The organism is Aeromonas sp. V90_14 (assembly GCF_029967615.1).
GTDB classification, from domain to species: Bacteria; Pseudomonadota; Gammaproteobacteria; order Enterobacterales; family Aeromonadaceae; genus Aeromonas; species Aeromonas hydrophila.
Genome location: NZ_JASCAS010000003.1, coordinates 173,745 through 193,479, shown reverse-complemented (window position 1 = coordinate 193,479; position 19,735 = coordinate 173,745). Strand labels below are relative to the sequence as shown.

Annotated in this window: 15 protein-coding genes and 2 tRNA genes; 14 read left to right on the top strand and 3 right to left on the bottom strand. The window is 62.7% G+C overall.

All coding sequences use genetic code 11. From position 1 onward, the window contains the following. Positions 1-174 precede the first annotated feature (174 nt). A complete protein-coding gene (gene dauA / locus QLG02_RS04475; protein ID WP_171280683.1) occupies positions 175-1,971 on the bottom strand; it encodes a C4-dicarboxylic acid transporter DauA in 1,797 nt (598 codons plus the stop codon). Between the two features lie 494 nt (positions 1,972-2,465). Here dauA and QLG02_RS04470 point away from each other — a divergent pair. The 10 genes from QLG02_RS04470 (at position 2,466) to QLG02_RS04425 (ending at position 12,431) form a co-directional block, all read left to right on the top strand. Continuing rightward, positions 2,466-2,541, top strand: a tRNA-Asn gene (locus QLG02_RS04470). Between the two features lie 2 nt (positions 2,542-2,543). Continuing rightward, positions 2,544-2,619: transfer RNA gene (locus tag QLG02_RS04465), tRNA-Asn, on the top strand. 143 nt (positions 2,620-2,762) lie between these two features. Beyond that, entirely contained in the window at positions 2,763-3,248 is a 486-nt protein-coding gene (locus QLG02_RS04460) for a YqhA family protein (protein WP_011706364.1), read from the top strand. Between the two features lie 117 nt (positions 3,249-3,365). After that, a complete protein-coding gene (locus QLG02_RS04455; protein WP_282464609.1) occupies positions 3,366-3,815 on the top strand; it encodes a hypothetical protein in 450 nt (149 codons plus the stop codon). A 4-nt stretch (positions 3,816-3,819) separates the two neighbouring features. After that, on the top strand, positions 3,820-6,789 hold the full coding sequence (locus tag QLG02_RS04450; RefSeq protein ID WP_282464608.1) for a hypothetical protein: 2,970 nt from the start codon (positions 3,820-3,822) through the stop codon (positions 6,787-6,789). Then, positions 6,789-7,613: an FTR1 family protein gene (locus QLG02_RS04445; protein WP_039213490.1), complete on the top strand. Its 825-nt coding sequence runs from the start codon at positions 6,789-6,791 to the stop codon at positions 7,611-7,613. Before QLG02_RS04450 ends, QLG02_RS04445 begins: the two co-directional genes overlap by 1 nt. Positions 7,614-7,709: 96 nt before the next feature. After that, the gene (locus QLG02_RS04440; protein WP_282464607.1) at positions 7,710-9,134 is read left to right on the top strand and encodes an FAD-dependent oxidoreductase; all 1,425 of its coding nucleotides are present in this window, start codon (positions 7,710-7,712) and stop codon (positions 9,132-9,134) included. A 34-nt stretch (positions 9,135-9,168) separates the two neighbouring features. Beyond that, entirely contained in the window at positions 9,169-9,729 is a 561-nt protein-coding gene (locus tag QLG02_RS04435; RefSeq protein WP_282464606.1) for a hypothetical protein, read from the top strand. Positions 9,730-9,908: 179 nt separating this feature from the next. Next, the gene (locus QLG02_RS04430) at positions 9,909-11,192 is read left to right on the top strand and encodes a hypothetical protein (RefSeq protein ID WP_282464658.1); all 1,284 of its coding nucleotides are present in this window, start codon (positions 9,909-9,911) and stop codon (positions 11,190-11,192) included. Positions 11,193-11,243: 51 nt separating this feature from the next. Then, positions 11,244-12,431, top strand: coding sequence for a Bcr/CflA family multidrug efflux MFS transporter (locus QLG02_RS04425; protein WP_049047841.1), 1,188 nt, complete (start codon positions 11,244-11,246; stop codon positions 12,429-12,431). 117 nt (positions 12,432-12,548) lie between these two features. Here QLG02_RS04425 and QLG02_RS04420 read toward each other — a convergent pair whose 3' ends face one another. Beyond that, positions 12,549-13,016 carry a DUF4357 domain-containing protein gene (locus QLG02_RS04420; RefSeq protein ID WP_016351033.1) on the bottom strand — a complete coding sequence of 156 codons (468 nt, stop codon included), beginning with the start codon at positions 13,014-13,016 and terminating at the stop codon, positions 12,549-12,551. Positions 13,017-13,213: 197 nt separating this feature from the next. On the opposite strand from QLG02_RS04420, the gene QLG02_RS04415 reads away from it, so the two are divergent. From QLG02_RS04415 to QLG02_RS04400, 4 genes are all read left to right on the top strand, one after another. Then, positions 13,214-13,894 carry an ABC transporter ATP-binding protein gene (locus QLG02_RS04415; protein WP_282464605.1) on the top strand — a complete coding sequence of 227 codons (681 nt, stop codon included), beginning with the start codon at positions 13,214-13,216 and terminating at the stop codon, positions 13,892-13,894. 21 nt (positions 13,895-13,915) lie between these two features. Next, entirely contained in the window at positions 13,916-16,363 is a 2,448-nt protein-coding gene (locus QLG02_RS04410; RefSeq protein ID WP_282464604.1) for an FtsX-like permease family protein, read from the top strand. Next, positions 16,360-17,427, top strand: coding sequence for a lipocalin-like domain-containing protein (locus QLG02_RS04405; RefSeq protein ID WP_282464603.1), 1,068 nt, complete (start codon positions 16,360-16,362; stop codon positions 17,425-17,427). Before QLG02_RS04410 ends, QLG02_RS04405 begins: the two co-directional genes overlap by 4 nt. Positions 17,428-17,729: 302 nt before the next feature. Next, positions 17,730-18,095, top strand: a complete 366-nt coding sequence (locus tag QLG02_RS04400; protein WP_282464602.1) for a hypothetical protein — start codon at positions 17,730-17,732, stop codon at positions 18,093-18,095. 80 nt (positions 18,096-18,175) lie between these two features. Here QLG02_RS04400 and QLG02_RS04395 read toward each other — a convergent pair whose 3' ends face one another. Beyond that, positions 18,176-19,117, bottom strand: a complete 942-nt coding sequence (locus QLG02_RS04395; protein ID WP_348994619.1) for a hypothetical protein — start codon at positions 19,115-19,117, stop codon at positions 18,176-18,178. Positions 19,118-19,735 lie beyond the last annotated feature (618 nt).

Sequence of the window (19,735 nt, the reverse complement as noted above, 5' to 3'; positions counted from 1 at the left end):
TCTGTTGTTTAACGTGCTCAGCCAGCACGATGTTCACTGCGCTGTTGCGCTGGAACGGGGCGTAATGTACGGGATACGACGGCATGCGGTCAATGCAATTTTTCACTTTTTGCGTTCGTTTGCTCATTATCCGAACCAAGTGACTAAAAACATGCCATTTCGTATCCCTTTCCATCAATTTCCAGTCGCTTCGTGCAAGTGCTCGCCTTTGAGCGCCTCTTCCAGCGAGCCATAAAACTCCAACTGACCGGGCACCGGACGCACCTTGGCGCGCGCCAGAGTCTTGAGCGGCTGGAACTGCAACTCGGCGACCCGCAGTTGCACCCCCGCCTTGGCCATCTGCTTTTCAAACTGCAGGAAGGCGGAGAGCCCGCCGGCGTCCAGGATGGAGACCGCCTCCATCTGCAGCACCAGCAGCTTGTGGCCCTTGACCTGGGCTACCAGCTCGCCGAACACCCGCTCGGCAGCGGCAAAGAACAGCGGGCCGTTGATCTTGTAGAGCAGCGCCTGCTCCGGCACCTCATGGGCATAGCGCTTGTGATCCGCCAGATCGTGCAGCTTGGTCATCTTGGCAATCTCGCGCATGAACAGCAGGGAGGCGAGGATCACCCCGAAGGTGATGGCGATGACCATGTCGAAGATCACGGTCAGCGACAGACAGACCAGCAGCACCAGCACGTCGGATTTTGGTGCACGCCGGATCAGCTCCACCACCTTGTGCGCCTCGCTCATGTTCCAGGCGACGATGAGCAGCAGGGCTGCCATGGCCGAGAGCGGCAGCCAGGAGAGCCAGGGCGCCAGCACCAGGATGGCCGCCAGCACCACCAGCGCATGAACGATGCCGGAGATGGGAGAAGTAGCCCCGGCCCGCACGTTGGCGGCGGAGCGGGCAATGGCGGCGGTGGCGGTGATGCCGCCGAAGAAGGGGGCGACGATGTTGCCAAGCCCCTGCCCCACCAGCTCGGCGTTGGAGCTGTGCTTGCGACCTGTCATGCCGTCCAGCACCACGGCGCAGAGCAAGGATTCGATGGCCCCCAGCATCGCCATGGAAAAGGCGGCGGGCAACAGGCGCTCGATGGCGGCCAGGTTCCACTCCACCGGCGAGCCATCCGGCCCCGGCAGAGCCCATGGCATCACCAGAGTCGGCGCGATGGGCGGGATCCCCATGCCCTGACTGCCGTCGGCCAGGGTATAGCTGAACTTGCTGCCGATGGTGGCGACGTCCACCCCGAACTGATGCAGGCCAAAGCCAAGGCCCACCCCCACCAGCACGGCGGGCAGGTGGCCTGGCACTGGCAGCCGCAGGCGCGGCCAGAGCAGCAGCACCGCCAGGGTCGCAATGCCGACCAGGGTATCCCCCCACTGCCAGCTGGGCAGGGCATGGGCCAGCGCCTCGACCTTGCCGAGGTAGGTTTCCGGCATCTCGGGCACGTGCAGACCGAAGAAGTCCTTGATCTGCAGGGTTGCGATCACGATGGCGATACCACCGGTGAAGCCCAGGGTCACCGAAGGCGGAATGTACTCGATGAGGCGTCCGAGCCGGGCCACCCCCATGGCCACCAGAAAAAAGCCCGAGATCAGGGTCGCCATCAACAGGCCGCCCACGCCGAACTGCTGGGCCACCGGATAGAGGATCACCACGAAAGCGGCGGTCGGTCCCGAAATGGAGAAGCGGGAGCCGCCGGTCACGGCGATCACGATGCCGGCGATGATGGCGGTATAGAGACCGTGCTGCGGCGGCACGCCACTGGCGATGGCCAGCGCCATGGCCAGCGGAATGGCGATGATGCCGACCGTGATGCCGGCGATCAGGTCGCGGCCGAAGCGGGGAACGCTGTAGGGTTCGTCAATACAGGATTGGCGTAAAGCAATGGCCAGCTTCACGCTTTGCAAAGGTGCTTGGTTGTGCATGTATTCGTAATACCAGAAGAGGGAGATAAAGGCCGGATTGAACCGGCGCCCGATCATCATCAAGGGCCGGCAGAGCTGTCGACACGGCGATGGTATCCTGGCCAACCATACCCCAGCCGATGAAATATTTCGATGGGCGGGATCAATGAATGGCCGTTACCACGCAGAATTACCGTTTATTGTCAGCATATCGACCACTTTTCTCACCATTACGCAGCACACTCACTTCGCCTGCTAACCAATTTATCCCGCCCTTATGCGTGCCCCGCCCCTTCCCTCCTTTATGTCTGCCATTGCTCGGCCATAAGACAGCTGCTTATCCCGCACCATGCCATCCCGAGCACCGACATCTCCTCACCCATTCCCTCTTCATGCCACTGAACCGTCTCGATGAGCCCGAGAGGCCAGCGCCAAGCTGCTGATTGTGCTGAAAATAGTCCGCAGCGGCCAAGTTTTGGGCAAACGGGCCGAAATCCCCTTTTTGCAGCGGATCGCGGGTTGACACCCGGCGGATGGGCCATTAATATCCGCACCGTCTCGACGAGACAGGCAATTCCTCCTTAGTTCAGTCGGTAGAACGGCGGACTGTTAATCCGTATGTCACTGGTTCAAGTCCAGTAGGAGGAGCCAATTCCCTCGTAGTTCAGTCGGTAGAACGGCGGACTGTTAATCCGTATGTCACAGGTTCAAGTCCTGTCGAGGGAGCCACATTCTAAAGCCCAGCCTTATGGCTGGGCTTTTTTCGTTTCCGCTTGCTCTGCCGCCATCAGCCCTCTGTGCGCAAACAGGGATGCCCTCGATCGCGGATCCGCGCCATAATCAGCGCAACCTCACCCTCTTCAGGAGTTTTCATGCGCCGTTTCAACTTCATGCTCAATGGCAGCCGGTTGATGATGTTCCCCTTCTATGTCTGCATTCTGGTCTGCGTGGCCCTGCTGATGGTGAAATTCGCCATGCTGCTTTATGCCCTGTGCATCGACATCGTGGGCATTCACTACATGGATCTCATCACCGGCGTGCTCACCCTGGTGGACTTCGTGCTGGTGGCCCAGATGCTGATACTGGTATCCATCTGCGGCTATGTGCAGTTCATCCAGACCCAGGAGCAGCGCGAGGCGCTTGGCAACAACTGGCTCAGCAAGATCAACTTCGCCTCCCTCAAGCTCATCGTCATCAACTCCCTGGTCACCATTGCCGGGATTGAAGTGCTCAAGGCCTTCCTGGATGACGGGGTCGGCAACGAGGTGGAGATGAAGTGGTCGGTGATCGTGTTCCTCGCCTTCTCCACCGCGGCGCTCATCTACGCGGTGACCGAGCGGCTGGCGGACCACAAATAGCGCTGGTTTTCATTCAGCCTTTATTCATCAAGAGCGGAATTGATAACTCTTTTCATTACCTTTCCTGCATTGTAAACTTGCTCCCCCGGGCTGAACTGCCCGGGCGTTGGAGCACCTATGACAAGCCTTTCCCTCTCACCACGACACTGCTGGCAGTGGCTGGCCTATCACCATCAGGCCGCCGAGGGCTCCCTCTATCTGATGTTCTTCTCCGGCCTGCTGCTGTGGGAACCCCTGACCCCGCTCTGGTCACTGGCACGCTGGAACCTGTTTCTGCACGTCGCCCTCTCGCTCACCCTGTTCCCCTTGCTGTTCGGCGCGTTCTGGCTCTCCCATCGCAGCCTGCTGAGCAAAAGCCGCAAGCCTTTCTTGCGCACCACCGGCCGCATCATCGAAGCCTTGCTGCTGATCTGTCTGGCCAGCGGGCTGCTGCTGGTACTGCACGGCACCCCGGGCGATGGCCTGGGCAACCTTGCCAGCTGGTCCCACTGGCTGAGCGCGCTCGCGTTGACTCCCCTGGTGCTGCGCCATGCCTGGCGCTGGACCATCTTGAAATGGCGCACCTGATCTTATGTTGAAGTTGTTGTTATCCCTGATGTTGGCCACCCTGCTGCTGGGGACCGCCTCGGCCCAGGAGATGGGCACCGCCATGATTGCCTATGACGAGGGGAACGCTCCGCGCCTTGTCACCGCCAACCAGAACGCCGGCTCGGTCACCCTGCTTGAGCGCAATAGCGGCAAGCGACTGAAAGAGGCACAACTGGGAGGCGATCTGCGCCAGCTGGCCCGCGCCGATGACGGCACCCTGCTGGTGAGCGATTATCGCGGCGATCGCCTGCTGCTGCTGGATGATGATCTCGACCTAGACAAGGCGATCCCCACCGGCCATCGTCCCTACGGGGTCATCTTCGATCCCAAGCGGCAGTGGTTCTGGGTCACGCTGTTCGAATCCGCTCGCCTGCAAGCCTACGACACGGCGGGCAAGCTGCAGCTGGATGTGGCCACTGCCGAGACCCCGCGCGGGCTGGCCTTGACCGACAATGACCGCCTGCTGCTCACCCACGCCATGACCGGCCAGCTCGCCATCTATGATCTCGCCAAGCTTGAGAAGGACGCGAAGAGTGCTGCCTTGCCCAAACCCAGACTCATCACCCTGGCCGAGACCCACAGCGACACCCCAAGCGACTCCCAGGGATTGCCGCGCCTGCTGGACGGCATCACCCTCTCCCCCGATGGCAGCGAAGCCTGGCTGCCCCACGTGCTGTGGAGTTTCGACCACCCCTTCCAGTTTCAAAGCACCGTCTTCCCGGCCGTCTCCATCATCGATCTCGATGAAGAGAAAGAGCGGGTGGACGAGCGCAAGCAGCTCTTTTTGCAGATCAACCTGCCGAGCGTCGGCAACCGCAGCCAGATCGTCTCCAACCCGTTCGCGGCGCGCTTCGCCGCCGACGGCAAGCGGGTCTACCTGACCCTGGCGGGCTCGGAGGATCTGCTGGTGTTCGACCTGTCGCGCAGCGGCAAGCAAAACAGCAACCGCCACCGCCGCAAGAAGTTCCAAGGCGGCGCCAAGGCGACCCAGCTCCTTCGCCACCTGCCGGGCCAGAATCCGCGGGATCTGCTGATCGATGGCGACCACATCCTGGTGCACAACGTCATGGGGCAGGATCTTACCCGCCTCAACACCGGCGGCAGCGGCCCGTTTGCCCGGGTCACCGTCGATCTGCCCCACTTCGCCAGGCTGGTGGAGACGGATCCGCGCCCGGAAGCCCTCAAGCGCGGCGAGCGGCTGTTCAACCTGGGCAACACTGCCGCCAACAGCCGCTTCCCCATGGCGGGGGACAACTGGATGAGCTGCAACTCCTGCCATCTGGACGGGTTCAACTTCACCAACCGCTATCTGATGGCGGCCCACCGCCAGCAGAGCGGCGACAACGCCATCAACGGCCACGCCAACCTCGCCAACATGGTGGCCGGGGACTTTATCGGCGAATACCTGCGCATGACCCAGCAGACCCAGGGCGGCATGGGTCATGACACCCGCGATGGCGCCGAGCCGGTCGACCCCGCCAGGCCCCAGCCTGAGGTGAAGGCGATGATGGAGGAGTTGCATGCCTTCGTCACCGCCGATGGCAACCTCCCCTATCTTGCCAACTGGCTCAGGCTCGATGCCCCGCGCAGGGATCCTGCCAAGGCACCGACCACCCATCCCAGGGAGTGGCTCAACTCCGCCTCCTGCCAGAACTGCCACCAACAGGCGTTCCAGGACTGGAGCGAGAGCAACCACCGGCTGATGGGCAACTCCCACCCCTACTACAAGGCGGTGCAGGCGCTGGCCCGCGAAACCGAGGGCGAAGCCTTCGGCCAGTGGTGCCAGGGCTGCCACATGCCCCAGCAGGTGATGAACGGTCAGCAGGATCTACCCAAGGGCTCCCACATGTTCGAGCAGGGCGGCGCCTCGCTGATCGCAGCCCACAAAGCAGGCGAACCGGTGGTGGAAGAAGGCACCGGCTGCGTGCTCTGCCATCGCATCACCCGGCTTGAGGATGCCGGCGGCAACAGCGCCTTTACCGTGAATCTGAAAGACCGCGAGAGCTATGTGTTCGAGGATGCCGCCGGCGGCAGCCTCCAGCACTGGCTGGCAGAGCGGCAGATCAACGCCCGCCCCGCCATGCACAAGGCCTCCTACCAGAAGGATTTCTACCGCGACGCCGCCCTGTGCAAGTCGTGCCACAACGAGTTTGCCCCCGGCACCGGCGCCAACATCGTCAACACCTGGGACGAGTGGGAAAACTCCAGCTTCGCCAAGGCGGACGATCCCGCCAAGCGGCGCACCTGCATCGACTGCCACATGAGCCCCGAACCGGGCAACGGCGGCGCGCCGGTGGCGGGCCAGTCCACCGAAAACGGCACCGTGAAAGAACGGCTCTATCGCCACAACTTCACCGGCGCCCAGCATCAGCTGGTGGGGCTGAGAAGTGCAACCCTCGAGCAGGAGAGCCTGGCGCTCTTGCGCTCAAGCGCCACCCTCTCGGCCCGTATCGAAGGGGCTGCCGATAACCAGCAACTGGTGGTGCGGGTCGCCAATACAGGCGCGGGCCACGCCCTGCCCACCGGGGTTGCCGATTTCCGCGAACTCTGGCTGGAGCTGACCGTCACCGACGCCAGCGGCAAGGTGGTGCTCCAAAGCGGCCAGCCGGTGGATGGCGCCGTGCCCGACAATGCGCGGCTATTCAGAAAAGTGTTCGGCGATGCCGAGGGCAAGCCGGTGGGGCTCAAGTTCTGGCGCTACGCCAAGCTCTTGGAAGATACCCGCATTCCGGCCGATGGCTGGCGCGACGAAGCCTGGCCGCTGCCGGCGGATGCCAAGGGGCCCTTCAAGGCCGATATCAGACTCAATTTCCGCACCTACCCCAAGTGGGTCAGTGATGCGGTGCGCGCCGCCGAGCCGAGCTTGCCGGCGCCACCCATAGTGCTACTCAATCGGCTGCAACTCACCTTGCTGCCTCTCCCCGTCACGCCCGCTACGGAGCCTCAATCCTGATGTTTGCAAGTTTTCTCATTACCCTGCGCGAGGGGCTGGAAGCCTTCCTGCTGGTCGGCATCTGCCTCTCCTACCTCGCCAAGCTGGGGGCGAGCCGCTACAACAAATTCGTCTATCTGGGGGTGGGGCTGGGTCTGCTTGCCTCCCTTGTCGTCGCCTTCCTGTTCCAGGTGGTGGTGAGCCAGTTCGAGAGCGAGCGCTACAACCATTTGCTGATGGCGGGGATCCTCATTTTCGCCACCCTGGTGCTCACCTACATGGCGGTCTGGATGCAGAAGCAGGCCAAATCCCAGGTGGGAGCCATGACGGCACGCATCGATGCCGCCATCGACGGCGGCAACCTGTTTGGTCTGGTGCTGCTCGCCTTCCTGGCGGTGATGCGCGAAGGCTTTGAAACCGTGCTGTTCTTCTCGGCCCTGGTCTACTCCGGGCAAGGGGTGGATCTGCACGAGGGGCTGATGGGGGCGCTGGGCGGCCTGCTGCTGTCGGTGGTGCTGGTGTGGGGCCTGCTGCGTTCCACCCGCAAGGTGGCGCTGGCGCCCTTCTTCCGTTGGACCGGCCTGCTCATCATCATCATCGCCGCCGGGCTGCTGTCGTCCGCCGTCAACATGCTGCAGGCAGCCGGGCTCATCACCTTCTGGACGACGCCTGTCTTCAACATCAGTCACATTCTCGACGATCAGGGGGTATTTGGTACCTTCCTGCGCGCCCTGTTTGGCTACAATGCCTCACCAGCCGGCCTGCAGTTGCTGACCTGGGCCAGCTACCTGGTGATCTTCGTCACCGTCTGGCATCGCAACTATCGTCCCCAGCCCCAGCGCTGATCGCTCGGCGCGGCGCAGCAGCGGATGACAAGGCGGCTCAGCGGGGCCGCCTTTTCAACGTCTTCTCTTTTGGTCAGCTTTTCGGATAACAGAGTCATGAGCGACAACAACACACAACACATTGCGGTATTGGGCGCTGGCCCCGCCGGTCTGATGGCCGCCTGGCGCCTGCGCCAAGCCGGTTTTGCAGTCACCCTGTTCGAGCAGGAGAGCGTGGTGGGCGGTATGTGCGCCACCCAGACCTTCAAGGGGCGCGATGGGGAGTATCGCTTCGACTACGGCGGCCACCGCTTCATCACCAAGAACCCCGAGCTGCTCGCCTTTATCGACGAGCTGATGGGGGACGATCTGCTCCACGCCGAGCGCAAGAGCGTGATCCGCTTTGGCGGGCGCACCTATGACTACCCCTTGAACCTGCCCAACCTGCTCAAGACGGCGCCGCTCGCCCTGATGGCCGGTGCGGTGAAAGACTTGCTGCTGTTGCCTTTTGCCAAGAAGCCCACCGATTTTGCCAAGGCGAGCTTTGCCGAGTGGATCCAGAGCCACTTCGGCCGCACCCTCTATCGCCAGTTCTTCGAGGGCTATACCGGCAAGCTCTGGGGCATCAACCCGGACCAGCTCTCCGCCGACTGGGCCGGTCAGCGCATCAGCCTGATCGATCTCAAAGACGTGGCGCGCCGCCTGCTGCCAAGACGCAACGGCAGCATCTCGGTGCGTACCTATGCCCGCAAATACCGCTACCCCAAATATGGCTTCGGGCAGATCTTCACCACCCTGGGGGAGCGGTTGGTTGCCGAGGGAGTTGAGCTCAAAACCGGCGCCACCATCACCCGCCTCCAGCAGGCTGATGGCCGGATTGAACGGGTTTATTGGTCACAAGATAACGTGGAGCAGAGCGAGCGCTTTGATCAGGTGATCTCCACCCTGCCGCTGCCGCTTACCTGCCAGCATCTGGGCTTGCCGTGCGATCTGCACTACCGATCCTTGCGCTTCGTCAATATACCCCTCAAACAGGAGAACCTGTCGGACAACACCTGGCAGTACCTCTCCGACCCCCATATCCTGGCTACCCGCCTGCAGGAGCCGCGCCGGCGCAGCCCCTTTATGGCGCCAATGGGCCAGACATCCGTGATGCTGGAGATCCCCTGCAACCCGGGGGATGCCACCTGGCAGGCGCCGCTCGCTGATCTGCGCGGTCGGGTTACCGCCGATCTGGCCAGCCTCGGCGTCGATACCCAGAAACTTGGCGATGAGACCTTCGAAGCCCGCAGTGAGTACGCCTATCCGCTGATGGATCTCGGCTATCAGGCCCGCCGCAACGAAGCCATCAAGGCGCTGATGCCGATCAGTAACCTCATCATGACCGGCCGTCAGGGGACATTCCGCTACATCTTCACCGACACTGCCATGGAGATGGGGATGATGGCCGCTGACATGGTGATCGACGGGGTGGACAGACGTCATGCCATCTTTAACCATCGCAACGAAAATACCGTGATTGAAACCCAGAGCGTGGCCTGAGTGCCGCGCCATTGGCATAAGTAAGGAGAACAGGATGACCATCCGCCCGGGTTTACTCGCCCTCACCCTGCTGCTGGCCCTGAGCGGGCAGGCGCAGGCTTACTCCTACGCCGCCGCCGGCAAGGAGCCGCTGATCGATGCCCGCGAGGCGCTGCTGGGCGCCGCCACTGACGGCAAGGATGCCAGCGCCACCTTGAGCGAGATTGCCGAGGAGCTGACCTATCTGGAGGAGCATCACAAGGTCGAGCTGCAAGCTCCGCTGGCGGCCGCCATCAAGGCCAAAGACACCGCGGCTACCGCGGCTCTGCTCAACCGGGCCTACAAGGCGGAGATCGAACGCCGCCTCGAGGGGGCCAGCCAGAACCTTGGCGACTACCAGACCGCCAAGGTGCTGGTGGTCAAGAGCAAGCGCTTCCTGGATCTCATCCTCCCCTCCCTGAGCGAAGGGGATCGCAAGGCCGCCGAACAGGCGCTGGCCAAGGTACTGGATGCCATCGGCAACCCTGGGGTGTTCGGGGTGGGCGCCAAGCCCGCCGATGCCGCCGCCTTCGCCGAGGCCGAAAAAGCGCTGATGGCCGTGCTGGCACCGCTTTGATGGCAATCTGCCCATCATTGCGCCACCTCGCTGTGACAAACGGTGGGTTTCGCTGCGCGCTACCCACCCTACGCGCGGCCGGCCGATAGATGCACCGGGACGCCGGTTTGCCCCCTTCTCCCCTTGCGGGAGAAGGGGGGGGTCACCACGGCCGATTGCGCCTCGCCAATCGACCCTACTTGCTTGCCCTGCTGCAATTGGCCTGGCTGGGCTGGTTGCTGGCCTTCCCGGTGGCGCTCGACTCCGACGATGCCCTCAATTTCGCCCACGGGGTGACGCGCTTCAGCGTGCTGGAGTTCTCCCCCCACTTTCCGGGCTACCCCGCCTTTATCTGGCTGGCGCGGCTGATCAATCTGTTGGTGGACGAGCCGGCCCGCGCGGTGCAGTGGGCAAGCCTCTTGGGTAGCAGTTTGCTGGCGCCGCTCGCCGCCTCCCTCGCGGTCAGGTTGTGGCAGCGGCCAAGCTTGCTGGCGCCGGTCTGGCTGCTGGTATTGTCCCTGCCGCTCACCCCCACGCTGGCGCTCTCCGGCCTCTCGGACGGGCCGGCGCTGGCCGCCTGGCTGGGCGCGCTCCTGGCTTTGCAACAGCGCAAGATAGCCCTGGCGGGTCTGCTGCTGGGCTTCATGCTGGCGCTGCGTCCCTCCTACTTCGTGCTGGCCCTGTTGCCCCTGTGGCTGGGGATGGCGCAAAAAGGTCAGCGGCTTAACTTTCTGCTCCCCATCGCGCTGGTGGGGCTAGCCTGCCTGCTGTTTGTCTGGCAGGCCGATGGCTGGGCCTATTTCAGCGAGGGGCGCCGCTTTACCGACGGTCACTTTACCCTGTGGGGCAACACGGCGGCGGCCCACGGCGATCGGGTGCTGAGCTGGGCCCGTACCTTCAACGAGCAGCTGACCCCGCTCTGGCCCCTGTTGATGGGAGCCTTGCTGGTAATGCCGCTCTGGCAACGGTCAAAGGATCACAATGCCGCCCCCTCCGTGCTCTGGCCCCTCTACTGGCTCGTCCTGCTGCTGTGGACCTTATTTGGCCAGAATCCGGACAATCCCCGCCATCTGGCGCCCATCACTCTGCTCGGCCTGGTGCTGCTGGCAGGCTGGCTGCCGCGCCGGGGCGAGCTGCCAGCCATGCTGGGATCCCTCTTGCTGCTGCTCTGCACCCTCACCCCGCCGGCGGCGCCAGCCATGACCCGGGCCGCCAGGCTGGCCGAGCAGGCGTGCCCGGCGCTGGTGACCCAGTGGGGGGTGAGGCTGCTGCGCGAAACCACGGCCCTGCCCGTCACCGACGGCTGGTATCAGGGGGATGCCCGCCTTGCATTGGCGCAAGGGGCCTGCCGGCTCAGCCGGCGTCCCCTCAGCCCGGAGGAGCTGCACGCCGGCAGCCAACGGGTCTGGTTTGCCCCCCGCTTTCACGCCGAGCCCGGCCTGTGGCTCGGCATACAGGATCACCCCCGTCACCAAAACTGGTAGACTGGATGTTTGTCACTCCCTGACTTCGCACTCATCAAGACTGGATAGCCTATGCCCCACGCCCCCCTCTCCCCCCGTTTTCTGTTCATCCTGCTCGGCGCGCTGGCGGGCCTGACCCCGCTCGCGGTCGACATGTACCTGCCCGCCATTCCGTCCATCGCCCGGGATCTGGCCACCAGCATCGACGGTGCCCAGCTCACCATCAGCGCCTTTCTGGGCGGCTTCGCCATCGGCCAGCTCTTTTACGGCCCGCTCGCCGACAGCTATGGCCGCAAGCCGGTGATCCTGGCGGGGCTGGTGATGTTTGCCATCGCCTCGGTGGGCTGCGCCATGGCGGACTCCCTGCCCGAGCTGCTGGCGTATCGGATGCTGCAGGCGGCTGGCGGGGCGGCCGGCTCGGTGGTGGTCAATGCCCTGCTGCGCGACCTGTTCGAGAAGGAGGCCTTCTCCCGCGCCATGTCGTTCGTGATCCTGGTGATGACGCTCGCCCCTCTTGTCGCACCGGTGGTGGGCGGCTACATCAGCGCCCACAGCGACTGGCGGGTGATCTTCTGGCTGCTGGTGGGGATCAGCCTGCTCATCTGCCTGATGATGCAGTGGAAAATTCAGGAGACCCTGAAGCCCGAGCACAAGCAGCCCCTCAACCTCGGCCAGATCCTGAAGAACTACTGGGGCGTGCTCTCCCATCGCGGCGCCATGGGCTACGTGCTGTGTGGCTCGCTCTCAAGCTCGGGCATGTTCGCCTTCCTGAGCGCCTCCCCCTACGTCTACATCGAGTACTTCAAGGTACCGACCGAGCACTACGGCTGGCTGTTTGGCCTCAACATCCTGCTGATGATGGTGGTCACCTTCGTCAACAGCCGGCTGGTGAAGGGGGTGGGCGCCGAGCGGATGCTGCAATACGGCCTGCTGGTGCTGCCCTGTGCCGGCGCCCTGCTCATCTACAACGCCTGGAGCCAGACCGGCGGCCTGTGGGGTATCGTCATTCCGGTGGTGCTGTTCGTCGGCCACATCAGCCTGGTGGGTGCCAACGCCATGACCGGCCTGATGGGTCACTTCCCGCAATCGGCAGGCACTGCCTCGGCACTGGCGGGCACCCTGCGCTTTGGCATCGGCGCCGTGGTGGGGATCCTGGTCAACCTCAATCCTCCCGAATCCCCGCTGCCGATGGCCATCGCCATCGCCGGCTGCGGGTTCGGCTCGACCCTGAGCTACTGGCTGCTGACCGGCAAAAAATAAGCCCCGACCACCAACAAGCGACAAACAACAAGGCCGCCCACCTGCATCGCAGGGGGCGGCCTTGTGTTATCTGCACGTTGTCAACGGATCCTCTGCCCCGAGGGATGAGGGCTCAGCCTACTTCTTGCCAAACCCCGAGCGCTTGAGGGTGTAGCCGGCGCTGTTTTGCCAGGCGTCCAGCCCGCTGCGGTTGTTGCCCGCCACCAGGCTGGCGGCCAGGCTCGGGCTGTTGAACAGCTGATCGGCAGTAAAGACGAAGCCCCCTTCACTGCGCGGGGCCAGGATCCCCTTGCCCAGCAGCTCCTGGCGCAGTTCGATCACCGCCTCGCGCAGGGAAGCCGCATCCTCGCCGTTGGCGGTGGAGCCCGCCAGCACCATGAAGCCGGGGTTCTGCCGTTTGCCCACCGGATAACCGTGCGCCTCGGCCCCCTTGCCGTTGAAGTGGTAGAGCTCGCGCTCGCCCGGCTTGTTGTCGGAGAGCGCCTTTTGCAGGGTCATCAGCTCGTTGTAAATCTCGATGGGGACCACGGCAGCCTGCTTGTTGCCCTTGCTGTCGATGATAAAACTGACTTGCTTGTGTAACATCCTTGCGCATCCTGTGACCCATGGAGGCCCCTATTCTAACCACCACAGGTGAGCGGGATCCAGCCAGGATCCTCACCTCTTTTGCAGCCTTGATCACTAACTGGCACTCTCGCGCAAAGGCAAAGCCGCGTGATCATTAGGCAGGGGAGCAACCTACATGGCATGATGAAAGCCATTGACCATCAACCGGTTATCCCATGCTGACCCTGCGCAATCTCGGCAAGAGCTTCGATAACGGCAGCGAACGGCTGCCGCTGTTTCACCACCTTGATCTGACCCTGGCGGCCGGCGAGATCACCCTGCTGCTGGGGCAGAGCGGCTGCGGCAAGTCGACCCTGCTCAATCTCATTGCCGGCCTCCTCCCCCCGGATGAGGGGGAGATCTGGCTGGGGGAGACCCGCCTTGACAACCAGTCGGCGGACGAGCGGGCCCGTCTGCGCGGCCGCCACTTCGGCATCGTCTATCAGGACTTCAACCTGCTGCCGACCCTGACCGTGGCCGAGAACCTCGCCCTTCCCCTTGCCATCAACCAGCTTGTCCACGATGAGGCACGCATTGACGGCCTGCTGGAGCGCCTCGATCTCGCTCACAAGCGCCACGCCTGGCCGGAGCAGCTCTCCGGCGGCCAGCGCCAGCGGGTGGCGCTGGCCCGCGCCCTCATTCACCAGCCCCAGTGGCTGCTCGCCGACGAGCCCACCGGCAGTCTCGATGAACACAACGCCGAACAGGTGATGGCGCTGATGATGACGGCGGTGCGGGGCACCGGCGCCGGCCTCTTGCTGGTGAGCCACAACCCCGCCTATGGCGCCCTGGCGGATCGGGTGCTGCGCCTTGAAGGGGGTCAGCTGGTCGAGCTCAAGGGGCACCACCATGACTGACGCCCGCCACGGAGGGCAGTGATGTTGCCGCTGCCGCTCAAGGCGCTGCTGCGCCTCTATCGCGCTCATCCCTGGCTGCTGCTGATGAGCCTGGTCGGGCTCACCCTCGGGGTCTCTTTGGTGGTGGCCATCGAGCTCTTGAACCACAGCGCCCGCACCAACTTTGTCGCCGCCCGCAGCCAGCTGGCGGGGGAAGCGAACTACCGGCTGGCGCCGGACGGCGGGCTGGACGAGCAGATCTATGTGACGCTGGTGCGCAGCCAACCGAACCTCGACGCCATGCCCCAGCTGCACGGCTGGCTGCAAGATGAGCAGGGGCGCAGTTTTCAGCTGCTGGGGATGGATCTGTTCAACCCCGGCCCCTTGCGCCGGCTGTTTGGCGCCGCGCCGGACCAAGAGCCCACCTTCTCCCTCACCCGCGCCGACAGCGTCTGGCTGGCTGCCCCCGAGGCCAAGCGCCTGGGCTGGCAAACGGGCCAGAGCCGGCACTTCGTGCTGGGTAGCGGTGAAGGGGCGCCGCCCCGCCCGCTGACCCTCACGTTGGCCGGCACCTTCGAGCCCGGCGCCGTGCCCATGGAGCGGCTGCTGGTGACCGACATCGGCCTCGCCCAGCCGCTGCTTGGCAAGGCGGGCCGACTCGATCGCATCGTCTTCAAGCTCAGCGAGGGCGAGGCCAATACCTTGCAAAGAGCCTTGCAGGCGGCCCTGCCATCCTATGCCCCCCATCAGCCCCTCTGGCTTGAGCCCATCAGCCCGGCGCTCGATGCCAGTCAGCTCGGCGATGCGCTGGCTCTGAACCTCACTGCGCTCTCCCTGCTCGCCATGGCGGTGGGGCTCTTTCTGGTGTTCAACGCCCAGCGCTTCGTGCAGAGCGTGCGCCGCCCCCAGCTGGCCCAGCTCATCATCCTCGGCATGCCGCCGCGCCGGCTGCTGCGCTGGCTGACCCTGGAGATCCTGATCCTCGCCAGCATCGGCACCCTGCTCGGGCTGCTGCTCGGCAGCCTGCTGGCCCTAGCCCTGATGGGGCAGCTCACCCAGGCGCTGGCCGATCTCTATGGTCCCAACCCCATCGATCTGCTGCGCCTCTCCCCCGCCAGCCTTGGCAAGGCGCTGGTGATCGGCCTGCTGGGCACGCTCGCCGCCAACCTGCCCGGCTGGTGGCAACTGCTGCGCCAATCCCCCCTTGAACTGCGAGAGGGCAACAGCCGCCCGCCGGCTCATCCCTGGCAACGTCGGGGGCTCGCCATCGCCATCTTGCTGCTCTGCGCCTTGTGCCTGTGGCGGCCAGAAACCGGGCTGGGCGGCGCCCTCTTTGTGGCCGGCGGCTGGCTGCTGGCCATGGCGCTCGCCCTGCCCGATGTGCTGCGCGCCGTGCTGGGCCGGCTGCGCCGACGCGAGCGCGGCCCCCTCAGCGCCCGGCTCGGGGTGGCCGAAACCCTCTATCACCTGGATCGCACCGCCATCGCGGTGATGGCGCTGCAACTGGCCATCGCCGCAGCCATCGGCATCGGAGTCATGGTGTCGAGCTTTCGCTCGAGCGTGGAGATCTGGCTCGGCCAGCGCCTGGCCGCCGATCTCTACGTCACCGCCCCCAAGGGGGTGGCCGGCAGCAAGGGCGCCCTGAGCGAGCAGACCTTCAACACCATACTCGCAGCACCGGATATGCGCGCCGCCTCGCGCCGCTCGGTGCACCCGGCCCGCTGGCAGGGGCAGCCCATCGAGTGGGCACAGATGGACTTTATCCCCGAGCTAAAAGCCGCCTACCCGCTGCTGACCGGACGCTGGCCCGCCACCCCCGACGAGGTGCTGGCGAGCGAACCGCTGACTGTGCGCCTCGGAGTCAAGGTGGGCCAAAGCCTCGAGGTGAGCGGCGAGCAGGGGCCACGCACGCTCACCGTCACCGGCGTCTATCAGGATTACGGCAGCGACAAGGGGCAGATACTGCACGCCTTCGAAGGGGGCAAGGTGCAATCCCTGGCCCTCTTCAGCCCGCACGTTGATCGCCTCGCCGATCGCCTGCGGGCCCAGTTTGGCGAGCGGGTGAACCTGCTGCCCGCCCCCGCCATCCACGCCGCCGCCCTCAGGGTGTTCGATCAGACCTTTGTGGTGACCGAGCTATTGAAGTTGCTCATTCTGGGGATCGCGTTCGTCGGCATCGGCTCGGCCTTCATGGTGCTGGGGCTGGCCCGGCGCGGCGAGTTGCAGACCCTGCAAAGCCTTGGCCTGAGCCCCCGCCACTGCCGACGGTTGCTGGTGTGGCAGGGGGCGGGCTTGGGGCTGCTCACCGCGCTGTTGGCCCTGCCAGTGGGATATGGCCTTGCCTGGGTGCTGATTGAGGTGGTCAACCCCCGCGCCTTCGGCTGGCGGCTGGCCTTCGAGGCTGCCCCCTTGCACGCCGTCACGGCGCTCCTGCTCGCCCCCGTCTGTGGTGCGCTCGCCTCCTGGTACGCCGCAAGGAGAGTGGTATGAAAACATTCAACATCTGGTCGCTGGCGCTGATCTGCACCCTGTATGGCGCCGGGATAAATGCCAACGATCTGGGCGCCATCCTTGGCGGCGGCAACAATCACTTCAAAAAGGCCCTGCCGGGTCAATCCATCCACCTGCCCGCGGATCACGCTGCCCACCCCGACTACCGCTCCGAGTGGTGGTATCTCACCGGCAACCTGAAAGACGAGCAGGGGCGCGGCTACGGCATGCAGTGGACCCTGTTTCGCCAAGGCATCGAGCAGGAGATAACATCCGACAACCCCTGGCTCACGCCCCAGCTCTGGCTGGCCCAGTTCGCCATCACGGATGTGAGCAAAGGCAGCCACCAGCAGGACGAGCGCACCAGCCGCCAGGGGCCAGGGCTCGCCGGGGCCAGTGGCGGCGAATACTGGCTAAGAGAGTGGCGGCTTGCCTCTCAAGGGGAATCGCTCTTTCCTGCCACCCTCAAGGTGCAGAGCAAGGCGGGGGATCTTGATTTGAAAGTAAGCGCCGCCAAGCCAGCGGTGCTGCAGGGTCAACAGGGTTACAGCGAGAAGAGCCCGGGCAACGCCTCCTTTTACTACTCCTACCCGCGCCTGACCATCAGCGGCACCTTGACCTTGGATGGCGAGACCCGCAACGTCAGCGGCCAGGGCTGGTTCGATCACGAGTGGAGCAGCTCGGTATTGGCCCAGTGGCAATCCGGCTGGGACTGGTTTTCGCTGCAATTTGAGGATGGCCGCGAGTTGATGCTGTTTCGCCTGCGCACCAAATCGGGCCGCACTGAGCCGGAGAACCGCTACGGCATCCTGATTGAGCGTGACGGCAGCAGTCGGGTGCTGAACCCTGCGCAGATCCGCCTCACCCCCGGCAAGACTTGGCGCGGGCCCAAGGGGCAACCCTACCCCATCGAGTGGCAGCTTAAGGCCGGGGATCTCAACCTCCGCATTCAGGCGCGCCAGCCCGATCAGGCCATGACGGGACGCTTTGACTACTGGGAGGGAGCGGTCTCCGTCTCGGGGGATGCCAAGGGGGTCGGCTATCTGGAGATGACGGGGTATTGAGCTGTTCAGATATTCGGAAATGAGTTTGTTCACCTGATTTCTGAATGGCTTTCTCTTACCATACTCAATAGATTGAAAATAAAGGGTTTTTATTCTCAGATAAAATAGCAGAGATCCACCGCATGCAAAGTGTCAGATCTTGCAGTTGATACTTATATAGAGAGTGTTGAACATCTATCGGCAATCAGAAAAGTCTTCATGTCTTTAATTTCATCAGTGTCCTTGATGGCAAGTTAAATCGTCCATCCGGCCTCTTCGAAATTAAAAAACAGCATCATTACTACAAATTAGAGGATGATAATATGGGAAGTTTAACCATAGTGAATGCCCTGGGTGTTGATGTAGAAATTATCGAAGCAAGCCCTTATCAATTCATGACGCTGACCATCAAGAATGGCCAGTCAGCAGTGGCAAACGTTGCAACCAATTTTGAACGATTCATATTGAAAATCAGAGTGCTGGGAAATATATATTTCTATGACCTTAATAAAGGACACTGGTATGGTGGCGATGGTGATAACCACTACCCTAACCCAGGCAGCAAGGTAAATATCATTTTGACTGGGGATCGTGGTAGTTATATTGAAACCAGCTACAACTATGCAGCTGATAACACAACAGTCATGTGCAAATACGCATCAGACACCAAGGCATTGGATAAAGTCTAAATCCTTCCCTCAAAACTTTTAAGATTGTGCCAAATAGACCCTAGGCATGTCCTAGGGTCTTGATTAAAAACGTAATGCTGTCAGAACTTTTCGCCCATCACCATCAGGCCGTTTTGCTCAGGAAAGCCCACCACCAGGGTCGTCTTGCGGGTGTCCGGCATCTCGAACGCGGCGACGTAGGCCGTTGCCCCCTCTTTGGCCTTGGCCAGGCCCAGCATCCACTTGTTCTCAAGCGGGCTGAGATCGCTTGATGCCTTGAAGCTGCACTTGCCAAACCCGCTCAGGTTAAGCTTGCTGAGCCCCTTGCCAGACTCTGCACTGCCCTTGCCGGTCAGGGTACAGCCCGCCTTGGGAAATTCGATCTCCAGGGTCAGGGAGCCGCCATTGTTGGTGCTGCGGATCAGCCCCACCATGGCATCGCCAAAGCCGGCGTCCTCTGCCACCCGCCAGCTGTCGCTGGTGATCGTCCGGGTGGCGAGCTTGCTCACGGCAAGGTGGCCGCTCCAGTCGCGATAGAGAGCGGTGCTCTGATCCGGATCCCGGAACTGGGTGCCGGTACGGCTGAAATCAAAGGTCCAGCGCTTGACCTCCTTGCCAGCCAGATCGGTTACCGCCTTGTCTTGAAAGCTGATGAGGTTGTGGTCGTTGCTCTGGGCATCGAGCCGCTTGCCCCGCACCGAGGTGCGCTCCAGCAACACCGGATAGATACCATCCTTGTTCTCTTTCTGGGCCGCCAGCCCCATCCATTGCGAAGAGGTAATCGACTTGCCGTCGTTCTCGACCCAGACGCCCCAGCGCTGCTCGCCATCCCCCTTGGGATAGACCAGCGCCAATCCCTCCACTCCCTTGATCATCTTCAGCGGCCCCTGATCGCCATCGCGGCTGAGCAGGTTCGCCTCATAGACGCCGGCATCGGGCAACGGCAGCGGCGCGCGCTTGGCGATGCTGTTGGCCGCCTTCTCGCTGTCACAGGCGGACAGGGCGGCGGTGCAGGCGATGGCCAGCATGGCTTTGTGGTGCATTCTCATGACTCTTGTTCCTTGCAATTGCTTTGTTATGTGAGGTGCATTCAATCGCCGCTGAATTTACTGGAGGAAGGGTTCGCCGGTCGACGCAAGATCTGTAACCAGCTGTTACAAGGCATTGATGAGCAAGAGATAACACATGACTTGGTTGACCGGGCGGTGCAGCAAAGTGGTATTACAAAAACACAAGTAACAAGGCTCTCAAGAGGGATGTATGCAACGGGGCATTGCAAGGCGTGACCAGGCACTGCTGCTCAAAAAAACACCACAACTCACTCTAACAGGGCTTTATGTATCTCTTCGTCTCACAGAATACTGTGATAAGGAATGTCAGTGTGATGGCTGAAAATTAGCTGGACCTAAATATACCCATGCTACGATAAATGACCGGCATCCCATTATTAAACAAAACATTTAAATGGCGAACCCCACCGATTTTCACTCTTCTTCCAACAGCATAATTTATTATGCCCCTCCATTCCGAAGCTAATGTCTGCTCACAATCCCCATCAACTAAAAACACTACCCTCTGCAAAGAAAATTCAATGGATGCTACAGAACACTAAAGATTCAAATAAATTAGATCAATATTGCCCCCCACATGGGTACTTCACC

Excerpts from the sequence above, each read along its gene's own strand:
- QLG02_RS04405 (WP_282464603.1), top strand. The coding sequence starts at position 16,360 with ATGAAAACATTCAACATCTGGTCGCTGGCGCTGATCTGCACCCTGTAT.
- dauA (WP_171280683.1), bottom strand. The coding sequence starts at position 1,971 with ATGATGATCGGGCGCCGGTTCAATCCGGCCTTTATCTCCCTCTTCTGG.
- QLG02_RS04455 (WP_282464609.1), top strand. The coding sequence starts at position 3,366 with ATGACAAGCCTTTCCCTCTCACCACGACACTGCTGGCAGTGGCTGGCC.
- QLG02_RS04420 (WP_016351033.1), bottom strand. The coding sequence starts at position 13,016 with ATGTTACACAAGCAAGTCAGTTTTATCATCGACAGCAAGGGCAACAAG.
- QLG02_RS04415 (WP_282464605.1), top strand. The coding sequence starts at position 13,214 with ATGCTGACCCTGCGCAATCTCGGCAAGAGCTTCGATAACGGCAGCGAA.
- QLG02_RS04400 (WP_282464602.1), top strand. The coding sequence starts at position 17,730 with ATGGGAAGTTTAACCATAGTGAATGCCCTGGGTGTTGATGTAGAAATT.
- QLG02_RS04460 (WP_011706364.1), top strand. The coding sequence starts at position 2,763 with ATGCGCCGTTTCAACTTCATGCTCAATGGCAGCCGGTTGATGATGTTC.
- QLG02_RS04425 (WP_049047841.1), top strand. The coding sequence starts at position 11,244 with ATGCCCCACGCCCCCCTCTCCCCCCGTTTTCTGTTCATCCTGCTCGGC.
- QLG02_RS04410 (WP_282464604.1), top strand. The coding sequence starts at position 13,916 with ATGTTGCCGCTGCCGCTCAAGGCGCTGCTGCGCCTCTATCGCGCTCAT.
- QLG02_RS04450 (WP_282464608.1), top strand. The coding sequence starts at position 3,820 with ATGTTGAAGTTGTTGTTATCCCTGATGTTGGCCACCCTGCTGCTGGGG.
- QLG02_RS04435 (WP_282464606.1), top strand. The coding sequence starts at position 9,169 with ATGACCATCCGCCCGGGTTTACTCGCCCTCACCCTGCTGCTGGCCCTG.
- QLG02_RS04395 (WP_348994619.1), bottom strand. The coding sequence starts at position 19,117 with ATGCACCACAAAGCCATGCTGGCCATCGCCTGCACCGCCGCCCTGTCC.
- QLG02_RS04445 (WP_039213490.1), top strand. The coding sequence starts at position 6,789 with ATGTTTGCAAGTTTTCTCATTACCCTGCGCGAGGGGCTGGAAGCCTTC.
- QLG02_RS04440 (WP_282464607.1), top strand. The coding sequence starts at position 7,710 with ATGAGCGACAACAACACACAACACATTGCGGTATTGGGCGCTGGCCCC.